Genomic DNA, 21,771 nt, shown 5'->3' with positions numbered 1-21,771 from the left:
AGCCAACAACTCCTGAGTTTTTCCGCTCCCATCGGTGATTCGGAGCGAAAAACTCAGGAGCTGTTCGCTGGGGTCAGGGGGCGGTGAGGATGAGAGGGCCGTCGTCGGTGATGGCGACCGTGTGCTCGGAGTGCGCGCCGCGGGATCCGTCGGCGCTGCGGAGCGTCCAGCCGTCTCGGTCGGTGTAGATCTCGTCCGTCGTCTCCAGGAACCACGGTTCGATCGCGATGACGAGTCCCGGGCGCAGGGGATAGCCGCGCCCGGCGCGTCCGTCGTTCGAGATGTGCGGGTCGCCGTGCATCGTCCGGCCGACGCCGTGGCCGCCGAACTGCGTGTTGATCGAGTAGCCCTCCGCGTGTGCGACGGCGGCGATGGCCGCGGAGATGTCTCCGATCCGTCCGCCCGGCTGCGCCGCCTCGATGCCCGCCGTCAGCGCGCGACGGGTCGTGTCGATGAGGCGGAGGTCCTCGTCGCGCGGAGTGCCCACGACCAGGCTGACGGCCGAGTCGGCGACCCAGCCGTCGACGCTCGCCGCGAAATCGAGGGTCAGGAGGTCGCCGTCCTGCAGGCGGTAGTCGTGCGGGAGGCCGTGCAGCACGGCATCGTTGACCGAGGTGCAGATCACCTTCCCGAACGGGCTGGCACCGAACGACGGGTGGTAGTCGATGTAGCAGGACTCGGCGCCGCGGCGACGGATGAGGTCGTGCGCGAGCGCATCCAGCTCCAGCAGGTTCACGCCGACGTGGGCCGCCGCCGCCGTCTGCGCGAGCACATCGGCGACGAACTTCCCGGCCGGTCGCATCTGCTCGATCTCGGAGGGCGTCCTCAGTTCGATCACGGTGGCTCCTCTCGGTTTCCTGCCCACCAGTCTCGCAGGTCGGCATCCGGGAAACGCGCAGCCGCAGCACAGCCGGCCGCGGCTACGCTGGGCGCGTGATCATCCGCAAGGCGTTCTACTGGTGGCTCTTCCCGTCCGCCGTGGTGCTCCCCGCATGGCTGCTGGTCGGCTGGGCCGCCTTCAGCCAGGGGAGCGGCTGGTCGTTCCTCGGCCTCCTGCTGCTCTGTCCCATCCTCTTCGTCGCCATGCTCGTCGTCGGCGCGATCGTGATGGCCCGCCGCAGCGTTCGCGACAGCCACGCGGTCTCCTGGTACGACGTCGGCCTGTTCGGTGCCTGGCACCTGGCGATCATCGCGTTCGGCTTCTTCCCGGCCGGGGTGACGGGCTGGCTCGCCGTGCTCGGCATCCTGCTGTTCGTAGCGATCTTCTGGGTCGTGCTGTGGGAGCTCCTCAGGGAGACCCGGGCGCGTGTCGCCATGACCTTCGAGGCGTACCAGCGTGCCGCGCAGCCGCGCGAGGTGCCGCCTCCGCCTGGCGAGTCGGTCGACGGCGGCGAGTACATCGTCATCGAGGAGCGGCGCGAGCGCGACTGACGGCTCGCGCGCGAGGAGTGTCGTCTCGGCATCCGATTCGACGCGCTTTGGCAAACGGGTGTCCCGCATGGCAGAATTGACCCTTGTGCCGCGGCCAGGCTCTGCCACGGGGGAGCCAGCACTTCTCGCGGACACCCACTTACCGAACCCAGACGGCCGACACTCCTGATCGGAGCCGGCCCCGAGTCCGTTCCCGACCTGTGGCGGGTACAGAGAGCGAACACCCATGCACATCCTCGACCAGCTCGACGCCGCGTCCCTCAAGCAGGACATCCCCGAGTTCCGCGCCGGCGACACCGTCAAGGTGCACGTGAACATCATCGAGGGCAACCGCTCTCGCGTCCAGGTCTTCCAGGGCGTCGTCATCGGCCGCTCCGGCGAGGGCGTCCGCGAGACCTTCACGGTCCGCAAGATCAGCTTCCAGGTCGGTGTCGAGCGCACCTTCCCGGTCCACTCCCCGGTCATCGACAAGATCGAGGTCGTCACCCGCGGTGACGTTCGTCGCGCGAAGCTCTACTACCTGCGCGAGCTCCGCGGCAAGAAGGCGAAGATCAAGGAGAAGCGCGAGAACTGATCTCCGCGCCTCAACGCGTCCAGAACCCCCGATCCTCTGCGGATCGGGGGTTCTGTCGTTCAGGGCCGACCGGCCGCGTCGTGTACGGACGGCTCTCGCCGATGAGTGACAATGGATGCGAGGCTTCCCGCAGATCGAGAGGGCGGAGGACGAGGAACGCATGATGACCCCGGTGTCGCCGTCTCTGCGATTCGAGAAGGCCCTCTATCGCGAGGGAGTGACCTCCATCGTCGCCGTCGACGAGGTCGGTCGCGGAGCGCTCGCCGGCCCTGTCGCGGTCGGGATGGTCGTCATCGATACGGCGGTGAAGCGCATCCCGCCGGGACTGCGCGACTCCAAGCTGCTGCCGGAACCCGTGCGGGAATCGCTCGAGCCGCTGTGCCGCAAGTGGGCCATGCATCACGCGGTCGGTCTGGCGACAGCAGAAGAGGTCGACTCGCTCGGGATCATGCGCTGCCTGGGACTCGCGGGGGCGCGAGCCCTTGCGCATCTGGAGGAACAGGGCGCCGTCGTGCATGACAGCACCCTCATCCTCGACGGCAACTACGACTACCTGAACCCCGCGCTCATGCGGCCCGCAAAGGTGGTCACTCGCATCAAGGCCGACCGGGACTGCGCGTCCGTCGCCGCAGCATCCGTCATCGCCAAGGTGCATCGTGACCGGATGATGATCGCGCACGACTCGGAGTATCCGGGCTACGGCTGGGCGAGCAACAAGGGGTACTCGACCCCGGAGCACTTCGCCGCGATCGCAGAGTTGGGCCCGAGTGCTCTGCACCGGATGACGTGGCTGAAGCAGCCCGCGCTGATCGACATCCCGGAGTGAGCGGGGTCGTTGGTTTCGTCGGTTCATCCACAGCGTGACCGCCACCGACGCGCGAGTCGGCCGAGCGGCATAGACTTGACGGACGATGGATGAAGACGAGTTCGACGACTACGACCGCGAGGTCGAGTTGGCTTTGTATCGCGAGTACCGGGACGTCGTCTCGCAGTTCAAGTATGTGATCGAGACGGAACGCCGTTTCTATCTGGCGAACGAGGTGGAGTTCGTGCGCCGCGATACGGAGCACGACTTCTACTTCGAGCTGACGATGAACGACGTCTGGGTGTGGGATGTGTACCGGGCCGACCGCTTCGTCAAGTCTGTGCGCGTTCTGACATTCAAGGATGTCAACATCGAGGAGCTCTCCTCCAAGGAGTTCGAGCTGCCCAAGGAGCTTGCGCTCGACGAGTGAACGTCGTGCTTTCGTGAGCGGCTGAGCGTTCACGCTCGACCTGTTCACAGGCTCCATTCCTCGCGGTCTTTCCACAGATCCGTCCTCTCCGCTCCGCCGATCGGCCCACCAGCCGAGGCTGGATGCGGAGGTTGACATGGCTGAGAAAGACGAATTGGGCCGTCGCGGCGAGCAGGTCGCTGCCGAGTGGCTGCAGGAGAACGGGTACACCCTCATCGACCGCAACTGGCGGTGCCCGTCGGGGGAGCTCGACCTGGTACTGCGGCGCGGCACCACGATGGTGTTCGCGGAGGTGAAGACGCGGTCGTCGCTGACGTTCGGGCACCCGTTCGAAGCGATCACATCGCGGAAAGCTGCTCGCTTGCGGCGTCTCGCCGCCGCGTGGTGCCGTGAACGGGAGCCCGGGGCCGTCGCGGTGCGAATCGACGCGGTCGCCGTCACCGACGCGTGGAGCGACCGACCGGTCGTCGAGCACCTGACCGGGATCGCCTGATGGCGCTGGCACGCACGTTCGCCATCGCCCTCGACGGTTTGCGCGGCCACGTCGTCGAGGTGGAGGCGGATATCTCGGCCGGTCTCCCGGCTTTCGTCCTCATCGGGCTGCCCGACACGGCGCTGGGGGAGTCGCGCAAACGGGTCGGGGCCGCCGCCGTCAACGCGGGCTGCTCCCTGTCGCAGAAGAAGCTCACGGTCAACCTGTCGCCGGCCGCGCTGCCGAAGCAGGGGTCCGGTTTCGATCTCGCCATCGCGATCGCGGCGCTGTCGGCGGCGGGAGTTGTACCCCCGGCCTCCGCGGCGCGTGCCGTCCATCTGGGCGAACTCGGGCTGGACGGGCGGCTGCGTCCGGTGGCGGGAGTGCTGCCCGCGGTCCTGGCGGCTCGCGAAGCCGGGTTCGATCGGGTGCTCGTCCCCGCAGGCAACCTCGACGAGGCGTGCCTGGTCGAGGGCATCGAAGTGACAGGAGTGACGGGGCTGCGCGCCGCGGCGATCGTGCACGGCGCCGAGCTCGACCCGGCGGACGAGGATCCGGTCCTCCCAGCAGTGTCCGAGCACCGCGCAGCACCGGAGCCGGATATGTCCGAGGTCTCGGGCAACGGCGAAGCGGTCGAGGCTCTGGTCGCCGCTGCAGCGGGCGGCCATCATCTGGCCATGGTCGGACCGCCGGGTGCGGGCAAGACCATGCTCGCCCGGCGCCTGCCGTCATTGCTGCCCGACCTCGACGGTGCCGAGGCGTTGGAGGCCACATGCATCCGTTCGCTCACCGGTCTGGGCGTCGGAGCCGAGCTTGTGCGGAGGCCGCCGTTCAAAGCGCCGCACCATACGGCATCGGCCGTCTCGCTCGTCGGCGGCGGCAGCGGACGCATCACCCCCGGCGCGATCGTCCGGGCCACTCACGGTGTGCTGTTCCTGGACGAGGCGGCGGAGTTCCCGCCATCCGTGCTCGACGCGCTCCGGCAGCCACTCGAAAACGGGAGCATCACCATCCATCGCGCGAGCGGTGCGGCGTCGTTTCCGGCGCGGTTCCAGCTCGTGCTCGCCTCGAACCCGTGTCCGTGCGGGCACTATGGTTCGGCGGAAGCGGAGTGCACGTGCTCGCCGATGGCACGCAGACGCTACCTCGCTCGGATGTCCGGGCCGCTGATGGATCGTGTGGACATCCGTCTCACCGTGCGGCGATTGGGGCTGGCGGCCCTTCATGCGGCGTCCGACGTCCATCCGCCCGGTTGGACCAGCAGCGAGCTCCGAGCGCGCGTCGAGACGGCTCGGGCCAGTGCGGTCGAGCGGCTGCGCGGAACAGGCTGGGTGCGCAACGCCGACGTGGCCGGCAGCTGGCTGCGATCGGGCGAGCGCCGGCTCGGTGCATCTGCGATCGCGCCACTGGATCGGGCGCTGGAGCGCGGCGGCATCACGATGCGCGGCTACGACCGAACACTGCGCCTCGCGTGGACCCTCGCCGACCTCGACGGCGCTGGGTCGCCGGACGTCGACCACGTCGGCCGGGCGCTGTTTCTCCGGCGCGGGATCAGCGCATGAGCGCCCAGTGCGAAGGGTGTGCGGTGGCGCAGCATACCGGGGATGCCGGAAGGGACGGGGGAGTTGCCGGGGGACCGCTGACCGACGCGGCACGCACCGATGTGCCGTCGGCGCCCGGCAACGGACACCGCCCCGCATCGGTCATCCCGGGCCTGTCCGACAGCGAGGTGAGGCACCTGGTGGCAGGGGTCTCGGGCGGTTCGCTGGATCGCGGAGCAGGGACGTCCCAGCTGAACGCCGAACGGTTCGCGCGAGCCGCATTGACGACGGCAATCGAACCCGGAGACCTGGAAGCTGGGCGCCTGGTGGGTGCGTTGGGCGCGGTCGGGCTGCTCCGAGCCATCGTGGAAGGCCACGAAGCGGAGGAGGTGCTGCGCCTCGCGCGCCACGCCGATGCCCTCAGGCGGCCTTCCGTGGAGGAGTCGATGCGGTCGGCGGGACGAGCGGGCGAGCAGTTCGGGCACCGGTTCGAGACAGACGAGGGTCGGGCAACCGCGGGCACCGCTGCTTTGACGATCGAGAGCTTCCCGCCGGAGCGCCCACCCGTCGACGCACGGGGGGTCCGGCGGGTCGCCGAGTGCCTCGGACGTTGGAGGTCGCGGCTCTCCCTGGAGGAGTCATGCCGGGCTCTCGAGCGGGCGGCACGGCTCGGCGCGGTCCTGGTGACCCCCGACACGGAACTGTGGCCGGAGGGCTTCGCGTCGCTCGAGGACGGAGAGCCGCTTGCGCTGTGGATCCGTGGCGATCCTCAGCGACTGGCGCTGCTGACTCGTTCGGTGGCTCTCGTGGGCGCCCGCGCCTCGACCGACTACGGGGAACACGTGGCGATGGAAGCCGCCGCCGGACTGGCCGGACGCGGCTTCGCCGTCGTGTCCGGAGGTGCGTACGGAATCGACGCGGCGGCCCACCGAGCGACGCTGGCGAGCGGTGGGCTGACCGTCGCCTTTCTCGCCGGAGGGGTCGACCGTCTCTACCCGGCAGGGAACAATGACCTGCTGCGTCGCGTCGCCCGGGAGGGTGTACTCGCCGCCGAACTTCCTCCGGGCAACGCGCCGACCCGGTGGCGGTTCCTGATGCGCAATCGTCTGATCGCCGCTGCGGCGAGCGCGACGGTCGTGATAGAGGCGGGGCGACGGTCCGGCTCCCTCAACACCGCGGGCCACGCTGCCCAGCTCGGGCGACCGCTCGGGGCGGTTCCCGGGAGCATCCTCTCGCCGGCGTCGGCAGGGTGTCACCGTCTCATCCGGGAGTATGCGGCCATCTGCGTCACGTCGGCCGAAGAGATGGCGGAGCTCGCAGACCCGCTGGGAACCGGCCCGACGGACGAGCCAGGGGCGGCTGCGGCCGACGCCGCGATGGTGTCGTCTGACGGCGGAGATGCGGAGGGGGCGGTCCTGTCCGCACTGTCATCGGCACGCGGTGCCAGCGCGGACGAGATCGCGGCGCGGTCGGCTCTGCCGTTCACGACGGTCGCCGCGATCCTCGGCCGGCTCGATCTCGCGGGACGCGCCAGGGAAAGCGGTGGAGGCTGGACACTCAGCGAACGGAGGCACGCGTGAAGCGCGCCGATGGGCGCAGTGGTGCCGGGCTTCGGCGGACGTCGTCTCGCAGAGGGCGCGTCGCTGCCGTCGGCGGAGAGCGTCCGGCGTCAAGCTGAGGAGGTGATTCTGGATGCGGCCATCGAGCAGTACGAGCGGCACCTGCGGGTGGAGCGCGGGTACTCGCCGCAGACGATCCGCGCCTACCGGTCGGACCTGGGGGCGCTCGCCGCCTTTGCGGCGGAGCGGGGGGTCTGGTCCCCGGAAGGCTTGACGCTCGACCTCTACCGCGACTGGCTCTGGGAGGGGTCGAAGCGGGGTCTCGCGAAGTCGACGCTCGCGAGGCGGGCGGCGTCGGTCCGCGGCTTCAGTGCCTGGGTGACCCGACAAGCCGAAACGCCCGGAAAGGCCGGCTCGACCGGTGGGGCGCTCGGTGGACGCGTTGCACCGGATAGTTCTGCCGGGGCAGGCGACGGGATCGGGGGTCCGTCCGCGGCAAGCAGCGAGCCCGCAGGGACGGCTCGGGATCACGCGGCTGTGGACCCGGCAGCGTCGGCTCCAGGTCGCGCGGCCCTGGATCCGGAAGCGGCTGGGACCGCCGCCGGACATGCGGTCGTAGACCCGGCCGCGCGGCTGCGGTCGCCGAAGGCGGACAAGACGCTTCCGAGAGTGATCACGCGGGAGCAGATGGACGAAATCCTCGAGGGGCTCGCCGCGCGGGCGGCGGACGGCGACCCCGGGTCGCTCCGCGATGTGGCGGTGATCGAGCTGCTGTACGCGGCCGGCATCCGAGTGTCGGAGCTCACCGGGCTCGACATCGACGATGTCGACCTCGACCGTCTCACTGTCCGCGTGGTCGGCAAGGGATCCAAGGAACGGGTGGTGCCGTTCGGGGTGCCGGCGCTGCGCGCCATCCGTGCCTGGCTCTCGGGCGGACGTCCGCGGCTCGCAGGCGCCGGGTCGGGACCGGCGCTGTTCCTCGGTGCGCGGGGCGCGCGTCTGGGCAGCCGCGCCGTCTACGAGCTGGTCGCGGGGCTGCTCGCCGATGTGCCAGGGCGAGGGCCTTCCGGGCCCCACGCCCTCCGTCACACGGCCGCGACGCACCTGCTCGACGGCGGGGCAGACCTGCGGGCCGTGCAGGAACTGCTCGGCCACGCCAGCCTCGGGACCACCCAGATCTACACCCACGTCTCGACAGAACGGCTGAAAGAGGCCTACCGCATCGCCCACCCGCGTGCGTGAGCCACGCTGCCTAAGCCACCGGTTCTGAGCCATCGCGCCTGAGCCAACGCGCCTGAGCCAACGTGCCCGAGCCATCGTGCCCGAGCCATCGTGCCCGAGCCACGGGGCTGGGACCACCGCGCTTGGACCGTCCCGCCTGAGGGTGCCGCACCCGCGACCAGCGGTGGCTCACCCGCGGCCGAGCGGCAGAAGGATGGCGGGCGGCACCCGCCCGAAGAACAGCATCGGCGACACGTACTCTCCGTCCACGCGGACACCCACGTGGATGCACGCCGTGCCGCAATGCCCGCCCGACGCCACGACCCCGATGACCGCCCCACGGGCGACGGCCGAGCCCACCGGGAGGACCGACGACACCGGTTCGACGCTCGACAGCACTCCGCCCCCGTGGTCGAGCGTCACCACCGGGCGGTCCACGACCATTCCCGCGAAGCGCACTGTCGCGGTCTCCGGTGCGACGACCGGCGTCCCCGACACCGCCGTCACGTCGATGCCGCGGTGCCCCGCGGCGTACCGCGTCGGAGGTGCCGCATAGGGCGCGCTGACGGCAGGAGCTGCGACCGGCCACATCCAGCGCGCACCCTGGTCCGCGGCCGATGGCCGGTCACGCTCGGTCTCGTCGGCGTCGGCGTCGGCGTCGGCGTCGACGCCGACGTCGACGGCCTGCGGGCGCGATGCCGGCGAGGGAGCGACAACCGCAGCGGCGGGGGCCGCAGCAGCCGAACCGACGGGTAAGGCGGTCACCAGCGGCCCCAACCCGGCCAGGGCACGCCACACCGCTCGCCGGCGCCGGAGCTCCGGCCGCAGCCGTGCCCACGCGCGGACCACCCGCTCACGCAATCGCATCCGTTCCGCCTTTCGTCGCGTCCTTCCACTACCCTCCGCCTCGCCGCCACCGGGCGCCCACCCGCGCTCAGAAGCGGTGGACAACTCGGCACGCAACCCGTCTGTGGACACGCCCATGGCCGACGGTTCTCCCCGGCGCATTCGCGGCGTACCGTGAGTTTCGCCCTCGCCGCCCCCCGACCGGGAGCCGCGAACGGTGGGCGACACAACCGAAAAAGGGATGACATGACTGAAGAGAGCAGGAACGCAGCCGCCACGAGCGACGAGAACGCACCACGGCCCACGGCGGCGATGCGGAGGAAAGTCACCGGACTGGCGATCGCAGCGGCGGTCGGCGGGTTCCTGTTCGGTTTCGACTCGTCGGTCATCAACGGCGCCGTCGACTCCATCCAGAAGAGCTTCGCGCTGAACGCCTTCGTCACCGGGTTCATCGTCGCCATCGCCCTGCTCGGCTGCGCGGTCGGCGCCTTCATCGCCGGTCGCCTCGCCGACCGCTGGGGGCGCCTCAAAGTGATGCTGCTCGGCGCCGTCCTCTTCCTCGCCAGCTCTATCGGGGCCGGCCTCGCGTTCTCCGCCTGGGACCTCGGGTTCTGGCGGGTCATCGGCGGTCTCGGCATCGGTATCGCGTCCGTCGTCGCGCCCGCCTACATCGCCGAGATCTCGCCCCGGCAGTCCCGCGGACGCCTCGCCTCTCTGCAGCAGCTGGCCATCACCATCGGTATCTTCGTGGCGCTGCTCTCCGATGCCCTCCTGGCCGGCGTGGCCGGGTCCGCCTCTCAGCAGCTCTGGTTCGGTCTCGAGGCATGGCGCTGGATGTTCCTGGTCGGCGTGATCCCGTCCGTCGTCTACGGCATCCTCGCCCTGACGCTGCCCGAGTCGCCCCGCTTCCTGCTCGCCAACGGCCGCCATGACGAGGCACGGGAGATCTTCACCACGCTCGTGCCCGAAGAGGACATCGACCGTCAGATCGGCGACATCGAGCGAGCGATCCAAGAGGACAAGGAAGGCGCGAAGGCCACTCTCGCCGGCAACCGGTTAGGCCTCAAGCCGATCGTCTGGATCGGCATCATCCTGTCCGTCTTCCAGCAGTTCGTCGGCATCAACGTGATCTTCTACTACTCGACGACGCTGTGGAAGGCGGTCGGCTTCACCGAGAGCAACTCGCTGCTCATCACTGTCATCACGTCGGTCACGAACGTCGTCGTGACGATCATCGCCATCGTGCTCGTCGACCGCGTCGGCCGCCGCCCCATCCTGCTGACCGGCTCGGTCGGCATGGCCCTGTCGCTGGGTGTCATGGCGCTCTCCTTCGCCTTCGCGGTCAAGGTCGACGGCGCCGTCTCGCTCCCGAACCCGTGGGGCCCGATCGCGCTGATCGCCGCGAACATCTTCGTCATCTGCTTCGGCGCGTCGTGGGGCCCGCTGGTCTGGGTGCTGCTCGGCGAGATCTTCCCGACCAAGATCCGCGGGAAGGCGCTCGGCGTCGCTGCAGCCGCGCAGTGGATCGCCAACTTCCTGGTGACGGTGTCCTTCCCGCCCATGGCAGACTTCTCGCTGCCCTTCACGTACGGCATGTACGCGATCTTCGCAGCCCTCTCGTTCTTCTTCGTCTTCTTCAAGATCCCCGAGACGAACGGGATGGCACTGGAGCACGCCGAGACCCTCTTCCGCGAAGCCGGGGGCAAGCGCCGGGGCGTCCAGGTGCGCTCCAGCGGAGACTCCGCCTGACCCCCGCTTCCTGCTAGGATGTCTGAAGCACTCCGCTCGTCGGAGTGACTACGCGTGCCCGTAGATCCTCGCGAGAGGCGCCTTTCACCGGGCGGGGCGCGCATCCACCGGTCTCCCACTCCACTCGACGGCCTCGCCGTGCGGGCGGTGGGATGCGGATGCGCGCGGGGCACCAGGAGTGGCGGCCGCCGGCCGTCGCAGACAACCGCAACCAAAGGAGAAACGGCAATGGCCGTCGTCACCATGCGCCAGCTGCTCGACAGCGGCGTCCACTTCGGACACCAGACCCGTCGCTGGAACCCGAAGATGAAGCGCTTCATCCTCACCGAGCGCTCGGGCAGCTACATCATCGACCTGCAGCAGTCCCTCGCGTACATCGACAAGACGTACGATTTCGTCCGCGAGACCGTCGCCCACGGCGGCACCATCCTCTTCGTCGGCACCAAGAAGCAGGCCCAGCAGGCGATCGCCGAGCAGGCGACCCGCGTCGGCCAGCCGTACGTGAACCAGCGCTGGCTGGGCGGTCTGCTGACCAACTTCTCGACCGTGTCCAAGCGCCTCGCCCGCATGAAGGAGCTCGAGGAGCTCGACTTCGAGGGCACCACCAGCGGCTTCACCAAGAAGGAGCTGCTGATCAAGAAGCGCGAGCTGGACAAGCTCCACAAGTCGCTGGGCGGCATCCGCAACCTCAGCAAGACGCCGAGCGCGCTCTGGGTGGTCGACACCAAGAAGGAGCACCTCGCGATCGACGAGGCCAAGAAGCTGGGCATCCCGGTCATCGGCATCCTCGACACGAACTGCGACCCGGACGAGGTCCAGTACCCGATCCCGGGCAACGACGACGCCATCCGCTCCGTCACCCTGCTGACCCGCATCGTCGCCGACGCCGCGGCCGAGGGCCTCATCCAGCGTCACCAGAAGCCCGAGGAGGGCGCCGAGCCGGCCGAGCCGCTCGCCGAGTGGGAGCAGGAGCTCCTGCAGCAGTCCTCCGAAGAGGTGCAGTCGAGCGCCGAGACCACCAAGGCCGCTGACGCGGACCTGGCGGCCGCCAAGGCCGACTCCGCCGAGGTCATCGCCGAGGGCGAGGCGGACGCCGTCGAGGCTGACGCCGTCGTGGCCGCCGAGGCCGACGCCGCCGAGGCCGAGTCGACCGTCGAGACCGACGCACCCGCGGACGCCGAGTCCAAGTAACCCGCGTCAACCAGAAGTCTTCGAGAAAAAGAAGGTTCCAGTCAGAACATGGCAAACATCAGCATCGCCGACATCAAGGCTCTCCGTGAGCAGCTCGGCACCGGCATGGTCGACACCAAGAAGGCCCTCGAGGAGGCCGGTGGCGACATCGAGAAGGCCACCGAGATCCTGCGCCTGAAGGGCGCGAAGGGCAACGCGAAGCGTGCCGACCGCTCCACCAGCGAGGGCCTCGTCGTCGCCAAGGAGAACGGCAACGGCACCGCCACCATGATCGAGCTCGCGTGCGAGACCGACTTCGTGGCGAAGGGCGACAAGTTCATCGCCCTGTCCGAGAAGGTTCTCGACGCGGCCGCGGCCGCCGGCGCCACTACTGTGGAGGAGGCCCTCGCAGCCCCCGCCGGCAGCCAGACCGTCGCCGAGCTCATCGGTGACGAGGCCGCCATCCTCGGCGAGAAGGTGGAGCTCCGCCGCATCGCCGTCGTGAACGGCGAGCACTTCGCGATCTACCTGCACAAGACCTCCAAGGACCTGCCGCCGCAGGTCGGTGTCGTCCTCGGTTACACCGGTGACGACGCGGAGACCGCTCGCAGCATCGCGCAGCACATCTCGTTCGCGAACCCGACCTACCTCAACCGCGAGGACGTCCCGGCCGAAGAGGTCGAGAACGAGCGTCGTATCGTCGAGGAGATCTCGCGCAACGAGGGCAAGCCGGAGGCCGCGCTCCCGAAGATCATCGAGGGTCGCCTCGGCGCTTACTTCAAGCAGGTCGCCCTGCTCGAGCAGGAGTACGCCCGCGACAACAAGCTGACCATCACCCAGGTGGTGAAGGATGCGGGCCTGACCATCACCGGTTTCGCCCGGTTCAAGGTCGGCGCGTAACAGGTCATGAAGGAGTCCGGATCGTGAACACGATCCGGACTCCTTTTCTGTGCGCGGGAGGATGTCCCTCTCCCGCGAGCACCCACTAGCTTTAACCAGAACCACGCACGGAAGGACGCTATTCACGCATGTCGGCAGCCACCCAGAGACATCCTTCACAGCGACGCAGGGTCCTTCTCAAACTCTCCGGCGAAGCGTTCGGCGGCGGACAGCTGGGCGTCAACCCGGATATCGTCAGCAGCATCGCGCGTGAGATCGCGCAGGCCGCACAGGACGTGGAGATCGCCATCGTCGTCGGCGGAGGCAACTTCTTCCGCGGAGCCGAGCTCTCGCAGCGCGGTATGGACCGCGGCCGTGCCGACTACATGGGCATGCTCGGGACGGTCATGAATTCGCTCGCACTCCAGGACTTCCTGGAGCAGGCGGGCGCGGAGACGCGCGTCCAGTCGGCGATCTCGATGACCCAGGTCGCCGAGCCGTACATTCCGCGCCGGGCGGAGCGGCACCTCGAGAAGGGTCGGGTGGTGATCTTCGGCGCCGGCGCCGGGCTCCCGTACTTCTCGACCGATACGGTCGCCGCGCAGCGCGCGCTCGAGATCAGCGCCGACGTCGTGCTCGTCGCCAAGAACGGCGTCGACGGCATGTACGACGACGACCCTCGCACGAACCCCGATGCGCGCAAGATCGACCAGATCAGCCACCAGGAGGCGCTGCAGCAGAACCTGAAGGCGGTCGACTCGACGGCCCTCAGCCTCTGCATGGACAACGGGATGCCGATGCGCATCTTCGGGATCGAGCCGGCCGGCAACGTCACGGCCGCTCTTCTCGGTGCCGAGATCGGCACTCTCCTCGGCTGAACGCCGCGGGCGGGTCTTCGAGCGTCGCCGCCGGTCCGGCACCGGCGGCGACGTGACCGCGCAATAGACTAGACACCGACCCACCGATCTGAAGGAGAAACCGTGATCGCGGATGTGATTTCCGATGCCCGTCAGCGCATGAGCAAGACCGTGGACGCGGCGAGGGAGGACTTCGGCACCGTGAGCGCGGGCCGGGCCAACCCGGCACTGTTCCAGAAGGTGCTGGTCGACTACTACGGGTCGCCGACGCCGCTCGCGCAGTTGGCCGGCCTCCAGAACCCCGAGGCCCGCGTCCTGCTGGTCACGCCGTACGACAAGTCGGCGCTCAAGGACATCGAGAAGGCCATCGTCAACATGCCCAACCTCTCGGCCAACGTCGGCAACGACGGCGAGATCGTCCGGGTCACCCTGCCCGAGCTCACCGAGGACCGTCGCAAGGAGTTCGTCAAGATCGTCCGAGGCAAGGGCGAGGACGCCAAGGTCGCGCTGCGCAACATCCGTCGTCGGTCGAAGGACGACCTGGATGCGCTGAAGGGCGAGGTCGGCGACGACGAGCTGGCCCGCGCCGAGAAGGAGCTCGAGGCGATCACGCGCACCCACGTCGACGCGGTCGACGACGCCCTGAAGCGCAAGGAAGCCGAACTCCTCGAGGTCTAGCCGATGACCGACGAGAGCAGCCCCGGGGCGCCGACGCAGGGGGCGCCGACGCCGGGAGCGCCGCTGCCGGGAGCGCCGACGCCGGGAGCACCGCTGCCGGGAGCACCGCTGCCTCCCGACGCGCCCGAACTGCACGGTCGCAAGGGCAAGGCACGCTCGCGGGAGGAGTTCCGCGCCCAGGTGCAGGCCACCCGCGCCGACTTCGAGCGTCAGGTGCAGGCCCGCAAGGCGCAGCTCGACGCCACGAACGAACGGATCGCCGAGCGCACGGGCCGCAACCTGATCCTCGCGATCGTGATCGGCCTCGCCGTCGGCGCGCTCGTCCTGGTCAGCCTGATCTTCATCAAGGAGCTCTTCCTGGTGTTCGGGATGGCGATGGCCGGGTTCGCCAGCTTCGAGCTGGCGCAGGCGTTCCGCGGGGCGGGACGCCGCGTGCCGCGCATCCCGACCGTGATCGCCGCGGTCGGCATCGTCCCGGCGACGTTCTTCCTGCACGCGGGGGGCATGCTCGTCGCCCTCTCCGCCGGGATCCTGCTGGTCGTCGTCTGGCGGCTGGTGGAGGAGCTGGTCGTGCCCGCCTCCCGGCGCAGCGCAGGCGCACTCGGCCGAGACCTGCTGTGGGCGGTCTTCGCCCAGTTGTACGTGACACTGCTGGCCAGCTTCGTCATCCTGCTCCTGGCGGAGCCGGGCGGCGAGTGGTGGGTGCTCGCGTTCCTCATCCTCGTCGTCTCGGTCGACACCGGCGCCTACGTGAGCGGTCTGTCGTGGGGCAAGCACCCGATGGCGCCGACCATCAGCCCGAAGAAGACGTGGGAGGGCTTCGCCGGCGCTGCCGCCGCGGCCGTCATCGCGGGTGTTCTGCTCTCGGTGTTCATGCTGGGCGAGGTCTGGTGGTTCGGCATCGTCTTCGGTGTCGTCCTGCTGCTGACCGCCACCGCGGGCGACCTCGCCGAGTCGCTCATCAAGCGCGATCTGGGCATCAAGGACATGAGCTCGTGGCTGCCCGGTCACGGCGGTTTCCTCGACCGGCTCGACTCGATCCTGCCGTCGGCGGCGGCCACCTACGTCCTGTTCCTCATCTTCCGATGACAGAATGGGGGAGTGAGCACCTTCCCCCGCAGCCCGAAGTCCAAGCCGGGCTATGACGTCGAACAGGTGGATGAGTTCCTCAAGCTGGCACGCCGGGCGTACGACGCCGACGAGGATGCGCCCTCGCTGACGGCCGCCGACATCCGTCACGCGGCGTTCTCGATGGCCAAGGGCGGCTATTCGACCACGCACGTCGATGCGGCGCTGGAGCGCCTGGAGGACGCGTTCGCGGCCCGCGAGCGCGAGGCTGTCCGCAGCCGGCAGGGTGACGCCTCGTGGTTCGAGGAGGCGCGCACGACCGCCCAGGTCGTGCTGAACCGCCTCGACCGTCCGCTCGGGCACCGGTTCGACCGCGTCAGCTTCCTCACGCTCGGCTACAACCGCAACGACGTCGACCGGTTCGCGAACCGGCTGGTGCGGTATTTCCAGGACGGCCGTCCGATGAGCGTCGAGGAGGTCCGGACGGTCACGTTCCGCGAGCAGCGCGGCGGATACCGGGAGGTCCAGGTCGATCTCCTGCTCGACAGTGTCACGGACGTCATGCTGGCGGTTCGCTGAGTGCGGGCGTCGATTCTTGGATCTGAGCCCGATCTCCGTTATCGTTCTGTGATCGTGGGTAGACGAGCAGCAGCAGCAGAGATCGTGCCGCTGACTCCGGCCAACCCGGTCGGCGTCGCGTTCAAGCGATCCCGGCGACCGCACATCCGGTCGCGAGCGGCCCTTCTGGGGTTCGCGTTCACCGCCGCCGTGGGTTTCGCGCTGGTGAACGTGGTCGATCCGTTCTCGGGCACGACCACCACGCCGGCCTACGCTGAATCGCTGCAGGAGATCCCCACCACTCAGCGCTACGACGGCGCTCCCACGCAGAATCTGACGGCTCCGGATGCGGCGGGTCAGACCATCACGCGCGACGCGGTCACGGTCAAGGAGAAGCCGAAGCCCACTCCGACGCCGACCCCGACGCCGACGCCGTCGGCCAAGAAGTCGTCGTCCGGCGGCGGGTCGGCCCCGACCGCGCCCATCCCGAGTGCGGGCACGGCCAAGGACATCGGCTACCAGATGATGCAGGCGCGCGGCTGGGGCGACGATCAGTGGGGCTGCCTCGACACCCTGTGGAGCCACGAATCCGGCTGGCGCGTCAACGCGTCGAATCCGAGCGGCGCGTACGGCATCCCGCAGGCGCTCCCCGGCAGCAAGATGGGGCCGGGCTGGGAGACCGACGCGTCGGTGCAGATCAACTGGGGCCTCGGCTACATCGCCGGCCGCTACGGCACGCCGTGCGGCGCCTGGGGCGTGTGGCAGAGCCAGGGCTGGTACTGATCCCGGCTCACGCCGAGCACCCTGACCCGGGGTCGACCGTGACCAGCACCCACGACCTCCGCGCCTAAACTGGTCCCATGCCGCGTTCCAACCGTCCCCGAGGCCGTCAGGGCGGCCGGAAGGACGACGAGCCGGACGGCCTGGAGCGACTGCTCTCCGGATGGCGACGCACCGAGGTGCGCCGTGGCGTCGAGTGGAACGTCCAGCCGGTCTCGGCCGCGCAGGCACAGAAGAGCTACCGGTGCCCGGGCTGCGGGCGCGACATCGCGCCGGGCGTCGCCCACCTGGTCGCGTGGCGCGCCGACGGTGTGCTGGGGGATGCGGCCGACCTGGCCGCGAGACGGCACTGGCACGAGTCCTGCTGGAGGATCGCATGACGACCGAGAACGTGACCGCGCAGAGCACGAGCGGCGAGCCCGTCGAGATCCGCGGCGGGGTCGAACTGCCCGCGCGTCGTGAGGACATCGAGCTGCACACCGCCGACGGCCTCACGCTGGTCGGCGAACTGGCAACCCCCGTCGACCGCGAGCCGGTGGCCACGCTCGTGACGCTCCATCCGCTCCCGACGGCCGGCGGCTTCATGGACTCGCACATCCTCCGCAAGGCGGCCGCCCGGTTGCCCGCCCTGGCCGACGTCGCCGTGCTGCGGTTCAACACGCGCGGCACGTCCTCGCCGCGCGGTCGCAGCCAGGGCAGCTTCGAGCACGGTGTCGGCGAGCGATTCGACGTCGAGGCGGCGATGGCGTTCGTCACCGAGCGCGGGCTCCCGCATCCCTGGCTCCTCGGCTGGTCGTTCGGCACGGAGCTCGCCCTCATGTACGGGCGCGAGTTCCCCGTCGACGGGGTCATCCTGCTGTCTCCGCCGTTGCATCGGGCGAAGCCGGAGCATCTCGCTGCGTGGTCGGGGGACCATCGCCCGATCGTGGCGCTCATCCCGGAGCTCGACGACTTCCTGCGTCCGGCCGAGGCTGCCGAGCGGTTCCGTCCGCTGCCGCAGATCGAGCTGGTGGACGTCGTGGGCGGGAAGCACCTCTGGGTGGGGGAGAACCAGACCCGGCGCGTTCTCACCGAGATCGTGCAGCGCATCAACCCCGGTGCTCTGCCGCTGCCGACCGAATGGCCGCCGCCCGCATCCTAGGCGGTCGTTGCGTCAGAGCTCGTTCTGACGCGGGATGACGACCTGCTTGACGATCAGCAGGATGGCCGCCGCGAACGGGATCGCGACGAGCGCTCCGAGGATGCCGAGCAGCGTGCCGCCGGCGAGGGCGGCGACGACGACGAGGGCGCCGGGAACTGAGACCGCGCGGTTCATGATGCGCGGGCTGAGCACGTACGCCTCCACCTGCATGTAGATCAGGTAGTAGATCGCCGCGGCGATTGCGGTCGGCGTTCCGGACAGGAAGCAGACCGCGACGATGATGACGGAACCGGTGATCGTTCCGACCAGCGGGATCAACGAGAAGAAGAACGCGATCGACGCGAGCAGGATGGGGAACTTCGCGCCGATCACCGTCAGGAAGATCGCGCTCAGGATGCCGTTGACAAGGGCCAGCAGGACCTGCCCCATGACGTACTTGCCGACGGAGTCCGTGATCTGGTCGCCCAGGTCGGCGAACCGGGCCCGGCGGGAGGCAGGCACGAGCTGGTACGCGGAGCGTTTGATCGCGGGCAGCGAAGCCGTGAAGTAGATGGTCAGGATGACGACGATGATGACGCCGAACACGCCCTGCACGATTCCGACACCGGTCTGCAGCACCTTCGACGTGATGTCCGGCAGGTTCTTCTGCAGCCACTCGGTGACGGCGTCGATGTTCTGCTGGTTGACGATGCCGGGGAATTGATGCTGGAGGCTGAGGAACCACTTCTCGGCGTCGCCGTTGTTCACCCAGGTGATGGTGTTCTGGACGAGCTGGGTGGCCTGGCTGATCGCGACCGGGACGATCGCCCAGATCAGGCCGATGAAGGCGCCGATGATGACCACGAGCGCGACGACCAGCGCCAGCCAGCGCGGGAATTTGCGGCGCTCGAGGAACGAGATCAGCGGCTCGATGCCGAGCGCCAGGAACAGCGCGGCGCCGATGTACGTGATGATCGTCGCGAGGCTGGTGATCGCACTGAGGATGAGGATCCCGAGCCCGACTCCGAGGGCGCCGATGAGGCCGAGGCGGAACGGGTTCTGGATCTTCATAAGTCCCCCTGGGTCAGTCGCGGTCGGCAGTCACACTTTCGGCCTGCTGAAGGACGCCGCGCAGGTTCTCGAAGTACCCGGCCACAGCCTCGCGCTCAATCCTAATCTGGGCGAGGCGCTCTTCCGCGTCCGCCACGAGGCGTTGTGTGCGCTCCTCCGTCTCCTCGAGCAGAGCCGCCGCCCGCTCCTCGGCGTCCTGGATGACCTGCGTGGCGGTCTCCTCGGCCTTCTTCCTGGCCTCGGTGACGGTGCGACGGGCCTCCGCCTCGAACGCTTCGGCTTCGGAACGGGCCTGGGCGGTGCGCTTGACGGCGTCCGCCAGCTGCACGTTCGCCTCGTCGAGGTATTTCTGCGTCTGGGCGACGGCCTCCTGGTGCCGCGTGAGGTACTCCTTCTCGGCCTCGTCGCGGCGCGCCTTCAGCTCGACGTCCAGGTCGATGCGGGCCTGCGCGATCTCGCGCGTGCGCGCATCCAGTTCCTCCAGGGTGGAGGTGCGCAGCTGCGTCAGCTCGTTGTCGAGTGCGGCGCGGGCGTTCGCCGCCTCCTGCTCGAACTCGGCCGTGCGCTGAGCGATCTCCGCCTCGAGCGCCGTGCGGGCCTCGGCGGTCTCACGGGCGACCTCGGCGCGGGCTTCCGCGGTCTCCTTCTCGAGGGCGACCCTCGTCTGCTGGGCCTCGTCGGCAAGGGCGACGCGGGTGCGCTCCGCGTCGCGCTCGAGCTCCAGCCGCTGCTGCTCGCGCTGGTCGGCGAGCTCGTTCGCGGTCGCCTCACGCTGGTCGGCGAGCTCCCGTGTCGTCCGGCGCACGTCCTCCGCGAGGCGGGTGCGTGTCTCTTCGGTCTCGGCCGCGAGCGCGGACGTCGTCTGCTCGGTCTCGGCGGCGAGGGCCTTCTTCGTCTGCTCGACCTCGGCGGCGAGTGCGGCCTTCGTGGTGGTGACCTCGGTCTCGAGGGCCGATTTCGTCTGCTCGACCTCAGCGGCGAGCGCCTTCGTGGTCTGGTCGACCTCTGCCGCGAGCTCGGTCCTGGTCCGCTCCACCTCGTCCGCCAGGGCGGACTTCGTGGCGGTGACCTCGGTCTCGAGGGCCGATTTCGTCTGCTCGACCTCGGCGGCGAGTGCGGCCTTGGTCGTGGTGACCTCGGTCTCGAGGGCCGATTTCGTCTGCTCGACCTCGGCGGCGAGGGCGGAGGTGGTCGACTGGACCTCCGCGGCCAGGCGGGCGCGCTCGGCGGTGAGCTCGGCCTCGACGGAGCTCCGCTCGCGAGCGATCTCGTCGGCGAGCGAGGTGCGTGCGGCATCCACTTCGGAGGCAAGCTGCGCCCGCAGTTCGGCGGCCTCGGCATCGAGCTCGCGGCGCTGACGGTCGGCCTCCGCGGCCAGGCGGGCGCGCGTGCTGTCGACCTCGGCAGCCAGTTCGCTCGCCGTCTGCTCGCGGTCGGCGGCCAGCTGGGCGGCTGTCGCGGTCCGGTCTGCCTCCAGCCGTGCCCGCGTCTCCGTCGTCTCCTTCTCCAGGGTGGTGCGGGTCTGGAGAGTGTCGTCGGCGAGCTGCTTGGTGGTCCGCTCGACCTCTTCTGCGAGGGTGGATCGGGTCGTGGTGACCTCGTTCTCGAGCGCGGCGCGAGTGGAGGTCACCTCGTTCTCGAGCGCCGAGCGGGTGGTGGTGACCTCGGTCTCGAGCTCCGACTTCGTCCGCGTGACCTCTTCGGTGAGGGCGGAACGCGTGCGGGTGACCTCGTCGGCCAGTTCGGCCTTCGTGCGGTCGACCTCCTCCTTCAGTGCGCTCCGGGCGGCGGTCACCTCGGCGTCGAGGGCCGAACGCGTCTGCTCGGCCTCGGCCGCCAGGGCGGCCCGGGTCTGAGCCACCTCCGCTGCGAGCGCCTTCTTCGTCTGCTCGACCTCCGTGGCCAGAGCGAGGCGCGTCGTCTTGTCCTCGTTCTCGAGGTCGGCGCGGGTCTGCGCGGCCTCCGCGGCGAGGAAGGAGCGCTGCTCCTCGACCTCGGCGGCCAGGTCGGCGCGCGCCTGGGCGGCCTCGGCGGCCAATGCGTTGCGGGTCTCGGCCTCCTCGGCCGCGAGCCGGTCGGCGGTCTCGGCCACCCGCTTGTCGAGGTCGAGACGGATCTGCGCGGCCTCGCGCTCGAACGCGGCGCGGTCGTCGGCGAGGGCGTTCTCGAGCTCCGCCTTCCGGGCGGCGATGGTGCGGTCGAGTTCGGCCGCCTCCGCGCGCGCCGCCTCGGCCTCGCGGGACGCGACCGCCTTGAGCTCCGCCGCCTCCCGGTCGGCCTCGGCACGGACGGCCGCCGCCTCGCGCTTGCTGGTGGCGCGCAGCTCGGCGGCCTCCGTCGCGACGGCGCCGCGGATGGCCGCTGCCTCGCGCATGGCGTCGTTGAGCAGGGTCTCCTTGTCGGAGCGGGTCTTGGCGAGCAGCTCGCCGGACTCGATCTGCGCGTCCTCCAGCAGCGTCGTTGCGCGGGCCTGGGCGTCGGCCAGGATGCGCTCGGCCTGCGCCGCCGCTGCCTTCTTGACCTTCTCGATCTCGGCGGCGACGCCGGCGCGCAGCTTCTCGGCGTCGATGTCGGCCTGGGCGATGAGGCGGGTGGACTGCTCCTCCGCGACGCGCAGCGTGTTCTCGAGCTTGGTGCCGAGGCCCGAGTAGGTGGGGCTGCCGACCTCCTCGATCTCCGCGTTGAGGTCTTCGATGCGCGCCTGCAGCCGCTTGATCTCCTTCGCCGACTCCGCGGACTGCGTGTTCGACTTGATGAGCTCGCGCCGGAGCTCCTGCAGAGCCTTGTCGACCTCGTCCTTGTCGTAGCCGCGGAAGACCTGCGTGAAGTTGGATTCGTCGGTGGCCACTGTTGTTACTCCTGAGGGGATTCGGGTCGACCCGCTGCGCGCGCGCCGGGTCGATCCTACAATTCGCGGGTCTACGCCCGCACGGGGGGCTGCGTGAGCGTCCAGACAAGGGTT

General features: G+C 69.6%; 22 protein-coding genes. 18 read left to right on the top strand and 4 right to left on the bottom strand.

The features are described 5' to 3' along the window. Positions 1-73 precede the first annotated feature (73 nt). Entirely contained in the window at positions 74-838 is a 765-nt protein-coding gene (gene map / locus ACF1AJ_RS05535; RefSeq protein ID WP_391506452.1) for a type I methionyl aminopeptidase, read from the bottom strand. Between the two features lie 95 nt (positions 839-933). Between map and ACF1AJ_RS05530 the strand changes: the two genes are divergently transcribed. The 8 genes from ACF1AJ_RS05530 (at position 934) to ACF1AJ_RS05495 (ending at position 8,054) form a co-directional block, all read left to right on the top strand. Beyond that, complete coding sequence (locus ACF1AJ_RS05530) at positions 934-1,431, top strand: hypothetical protein (protein ID WP_391506451.1); 498 nt, start codon at positions 934-936, stop codon at positions 1,429-1,431. 226 nt (positions 1,432-1,657) lie between these two features. Continuing rightward, complete coding sequence (gene rplS / locus ACF1AJ_RS05525; protein WP_018190694.1) at positions 1,658-2,005, top strand: 50S ribosomal protein L19; 348 nt, start codon at positions 1,658-1,660, stop codon at positions 2,003-2,005. 160 nt (positions 2,006-2,165) lie between these two features. Next, a complete protein-coding gene (locus ACF1AJ_RS05520) occupies positions 2,166-2,831 on the top strand; it encodes a ribonuclease HII (protein ID WP_391506450.1) in 666 nt (221 codons plus the stop codon). Between the two features lie 85 nt (positions 2,832-2,916). Then, positions 2,917-3,240 carry a DUF2469 family protein gene (locus ACF1AJ_RS05515; RefSeq protein WP_018190696.1) on the top strand — a complete coding sequence of 108 codons (324 nt, stop codon included), beginning with the start codon at positions 2,917-2,919 and terminating at the stop codon, positions 3,238-3,240. A 136-nt stretch (positions 3,241-3,376) separates the two neighbouring features. Beyond that, positions 3,377-3,733, top strand: a complete 357-nt coding sequence (locus ACF1AJ_RS05510) for a YraN family protein (RefSeq protein WP_018190697.1) — start codon at positions 3,377-3,379, stop codon at positions 3,731-3,733. Continuing rightward, complete coding sequence (locus ACF1AJ_RS05505) at positions 3,733-5,274, top strand: YifB family Mg chelatase-like AAA ATPase (protein WP_391506448.1); 1,542 nt, start codon at positions 3,733-3,735, stop codon at positions 5,272-5,274. Before ACF1AJ_RS05510 ends, ACF1AJ_RS05505 begins: the two co-directional genes overlap by 1 nt. A gap of 23 nt (positions 5,275-5,297) precedes the next feature. Then, a complete protein-coding gene (dprA, locus tag ACF1AJ_RS05500) occupies positions 5,298-6,833 on the top strand; it encodes a DNA-processing protein DprA (protein WP_391506447.1) in 1,536 nt (511 codons plus the stop codon). 102 nt (positions 6,834-6,935) lie between these two features. Then, a complete protein-coding gene (locus ACF1AJ_RS05495) occupies positions 6,936-8,054 on the top strand; it encodes a tyrosine-type recombinase/integrase (RefSeq protein ID WP_391507442.1) in 1,119 nt (372 codons plus the stop codon). Positions 8,055-8,222: 168 nt separating this feature from the next. Here the strand turns inward: ACF1AJ_RS05495 and ACF1AJ_RS05490 are convergent, their stop codons facing one another. Further along, the gene (locus tag ACF1AJ_RS05490; protein ID WP_391506446.1) at positions 8,223-8,900 is read right to left on the bottom strand and encodes a murein hydrolase activator EnvC family protein; all 678 of its coding nucleotides are present in this window, start codon (positions 8,898-8,900) and stop codon (positions 8,223-8,225) included. 291 nt (positions 8,901-9,191) lie between these two features. Here ACF1AJ_RS05490 and ACF1AJ_RS05485 point away from each other — a divergent pair, with 291 nt between their 5' ends. From ACF1AJ_RS05485 to ACF1AJ_RS05440, 10 genes are all read left to right on the top strand, one after another. After that, a complete protein-coding gene (locus ACF1AJ_RS05485; protein ID WP_391507441.1) occupies positions 9,192-10,628 on the top strand; it encodes a sugar porter family MFS transporter in 1,437 nt (478 codons plus the stop codon). Between the two features lie 228 nt (positions 10,629-10,856). Then, on the top strand, positions 10,857-11,819 hold the full coding sequence (rpsB, locus tag ACF1AJ_RS05480) for a 30S ribosomal protein S2 (RefSeq protein ID WP_391506445.1): 963 nt from the start codon (positions 10,857-10,859) through the stop codon (positions 11,817-11,819). Between the two features lie 48 nt (positions 11,820-11,867). Next, on the top strand, positions 11,868-12,698 hold the full coding sequence (gene tsf / locus ACF1AJ_RS05475) for a translation elongation factor Ts (RefSeq protein ID WP_391506444.1): 831 nt from the start codon (positions 11,868-11,870) through the stop codon (positions 12,696-12,698). Between the two features lie 128 nt (positions 12,699-12,826). Next, a complete protein-coding gene (pyrH, locus tag ACF1AJ_RS05470; protein ID WP_018190705.1) occupies positions 12,827-13,555 on the top strand; it encodes a UMP kinase in 729 nt (242 codons plus the stop codon). A 102-nt stretch (positions 13,556-13,657) separates the two neighbouring features. Beyond that, entirely contained in the window at positions 13,658-14,212 is a 555-nt protein-coding gene (gene frr, locus ACF1AJ_RS05465; protein ID WP_018190706.1) for a ribosome recycling factor, read from the top strand. Between the two features lie 3 nt (positions 14,213-14,215). Further along, positions 14,216-15,301, top strand: coding sequence for a phosphatidate cytidylyltransferase (locus tag ACF1AJ_RS05460; protein WP_391506443.1), 1,086 nt, complete (start codon positions 14,216-14,218; stop codon positions 15,299-15,301). 12 nt (positions 15,302-15,313) lie between these two features. Beyond that, positions 15,314-15,859: a DivIVA domain-containing protein gene (locus ACF1AJ_RS05455; RefSeq protein WP_309858885.1), complete on the top strand. Its 546-nt coding sequence runs from the start codon at positions 15,314-15,316 to the stop codon at positions 15,857-15,859. A gap of 54 nt (positions 15,860-15,913) precedes the next feature. After that, positions 15,914-16,621, top strand: coding sequence for a lytic transglycosylase domain-containing protein (locus ACF1AJ_RS05450; RefSeq protein ID WP_391506442.1), 708 nt, complete (start codon positions 15,914-15,916; stop codon positions 16,619-16,621). A 77-nt stretch (positions 16,622-16,698) separates the two neighbouring features. Further along, entirely contained in the window at positions 16,699-16,998 is a 300-nt protein-coding gene (locus ACF1AJ_RS05445; protein WP_309858888.1) for a hypothetical protein, read from the top strand. Then, positions 16,995-17,759 carry an alpha/beta hydrolase gene (locus ACF1AJ_RS05440; protein WP_391506441.1) on the top strand — a complete coding sequence of 255 codons (765 nt, stop codon included), beginning with the start codon at positions 16,995-16,997 and terminating at the stop codon, positions 17,757-17,759. The genes ACF1AJ_RS05445 and ACF1AJ_RS05440 overlap by 4 nt, the downstream gene beginning before the upstream one ends. A gap of 12 nt (positions 17,760-17,771) precedes the next feature. On the opposite strand, the gene ACF1AJ_RS05435 is transcribed toward ACF1AJ_RS05440, so the two are convergent. Then, positions 17,772-18,809: an AI-2E family transporter gene (locus ACF1AJ_RS05435; protein ID WP_309858893.1), complete on the bottom strand. Its 1,038-nt coding sequence runs from the start codon at positions 18,807-18,809 to the stop codon at positions 17,772-17,774. Positions 18,810-18,822: 13 nt separating this feature from the next. Beyond that, complete coding sequence (locus ACF1AJ_RS05430) at positions 18,823-21,657, bottom strand: DivIVA domain-containing protein (RefSeq protein ID WP_391506440.1); 2,835 nt, start codon at positions 21,655-21,657, stop codon at positions 18,823-18,825. Positions 21,658-21,771: the final 114 nt, after the last annotated feature.

The organism is Leifsonia sp. NPDC014704 (genome assembly GCF_043083605.1).
In the GTDB taxonomy this organism is placed as follows: Bacteria; Actinomycetota; Actinomycetes; order Actinomycetales; family Microbacteriaceae; genus Leifsonia.
The sequence above is the reverse complement of the archived record's forward strand: the minus strand, read 5'-3'. Positions and strand labels throughout refer to the sequence as shown.

Coding starts and splice junctions, on each gene's coding strand:
- ACF1AJ_RS05490 (WP_391506446.1), bottom strand. CDS start 8,900: ATGCGATTGCGTGAGCGGGTGGTCCGCGCGTGGGCACGGCTGCGGCCG.
- ACF1AJ_RS05440 (WP_391506441.1), top strand. CDS start 16,995: ATGACGACCGAGAACGTGACCGCGCAGAGCACGAGCGGCGAGCCCGTC.
- ACF1AJ_RS05485 (WP_391507441.1), top strand. CDS start 9,192: ATGCGGAGGAAAGTCACCGGACTGGCGATCGCAGCGGCGGTCGGCGGG.
- ACF1AJ_RS05505 (WP_391506448.1), top strand. CDS start 3,733: ATGGCGCTGGCACGCACGTTCGCCATCGCCCTCGACGGTTTGCGCGGC.
- ACF1AJ_RS05515 (WP_018190696.1), top strand. CDS start 2,917: ATGGATGAAGACGAGTTCGACGACTACGACCGCGAGGTCGAGTTGGCT.
- ACF1AJ_RS05435 (WP_309858893.1), bottom strand. CDS start 18,809: ATGAAGATCCAGAACCCGTTCCGCCTCGGCCTCATCGGCGCCCTCGGA.
- ACF1AJ_RS05460 (WP_391506443.1), top strand. CDS start 14,216: ATGACCGACGAGAGCAGCCCCGGGGCGCCGACGCAGGGGGCGCCGACG.
- ACF1AJ_RS05520 (WP_391506450.1), top strand. CDS start 2,166: ATGATGACCCCGGTGTCGCCGTCTCTGCGATTCGAGAAGGCCCTCTAT.
- ACF1AJ_RS05445 (WP_309858888.1), top strand. CDS start 16,699: ATGCCGCGTTCCAACCGTCCCCGAGGCCGTCAGGGCGGCCGGAAGGAC.
- ACF1AJ_RS05510 (WP_018190697.1), top strand. CDS start 3,377: ATGGCTGAGAAAGACGAATTGGGCCGTCGCGGCGAGCAGGTCGCTGCC.
- pyrH (WP_018190705.1), top strand. CDS start 12,827: ATGTCGGCAGCCACCCAGAGACATCCTTCACAGCGACGCAGGGTCCTT.
- rplS (WP_018190694.1), top strand. CDS start 1,658: ATGCACATCCTCGACCAGCTCGACGCCGCGTCCCTCAAGCAGGACATC.
- tsf (WP_391506444.1), top strand. CDS start 11,868: ATGGCAAACATCAGCATCGCCGACATCAAGGCTCTCCGTGAGCAGCTC.
- rpsB (WP_391506445.1), top strand. CDS start 10,857: ATGGCCGTCGTCACCATGCGCCAGCTGCTCGACAGCGGCGTCCACTTC.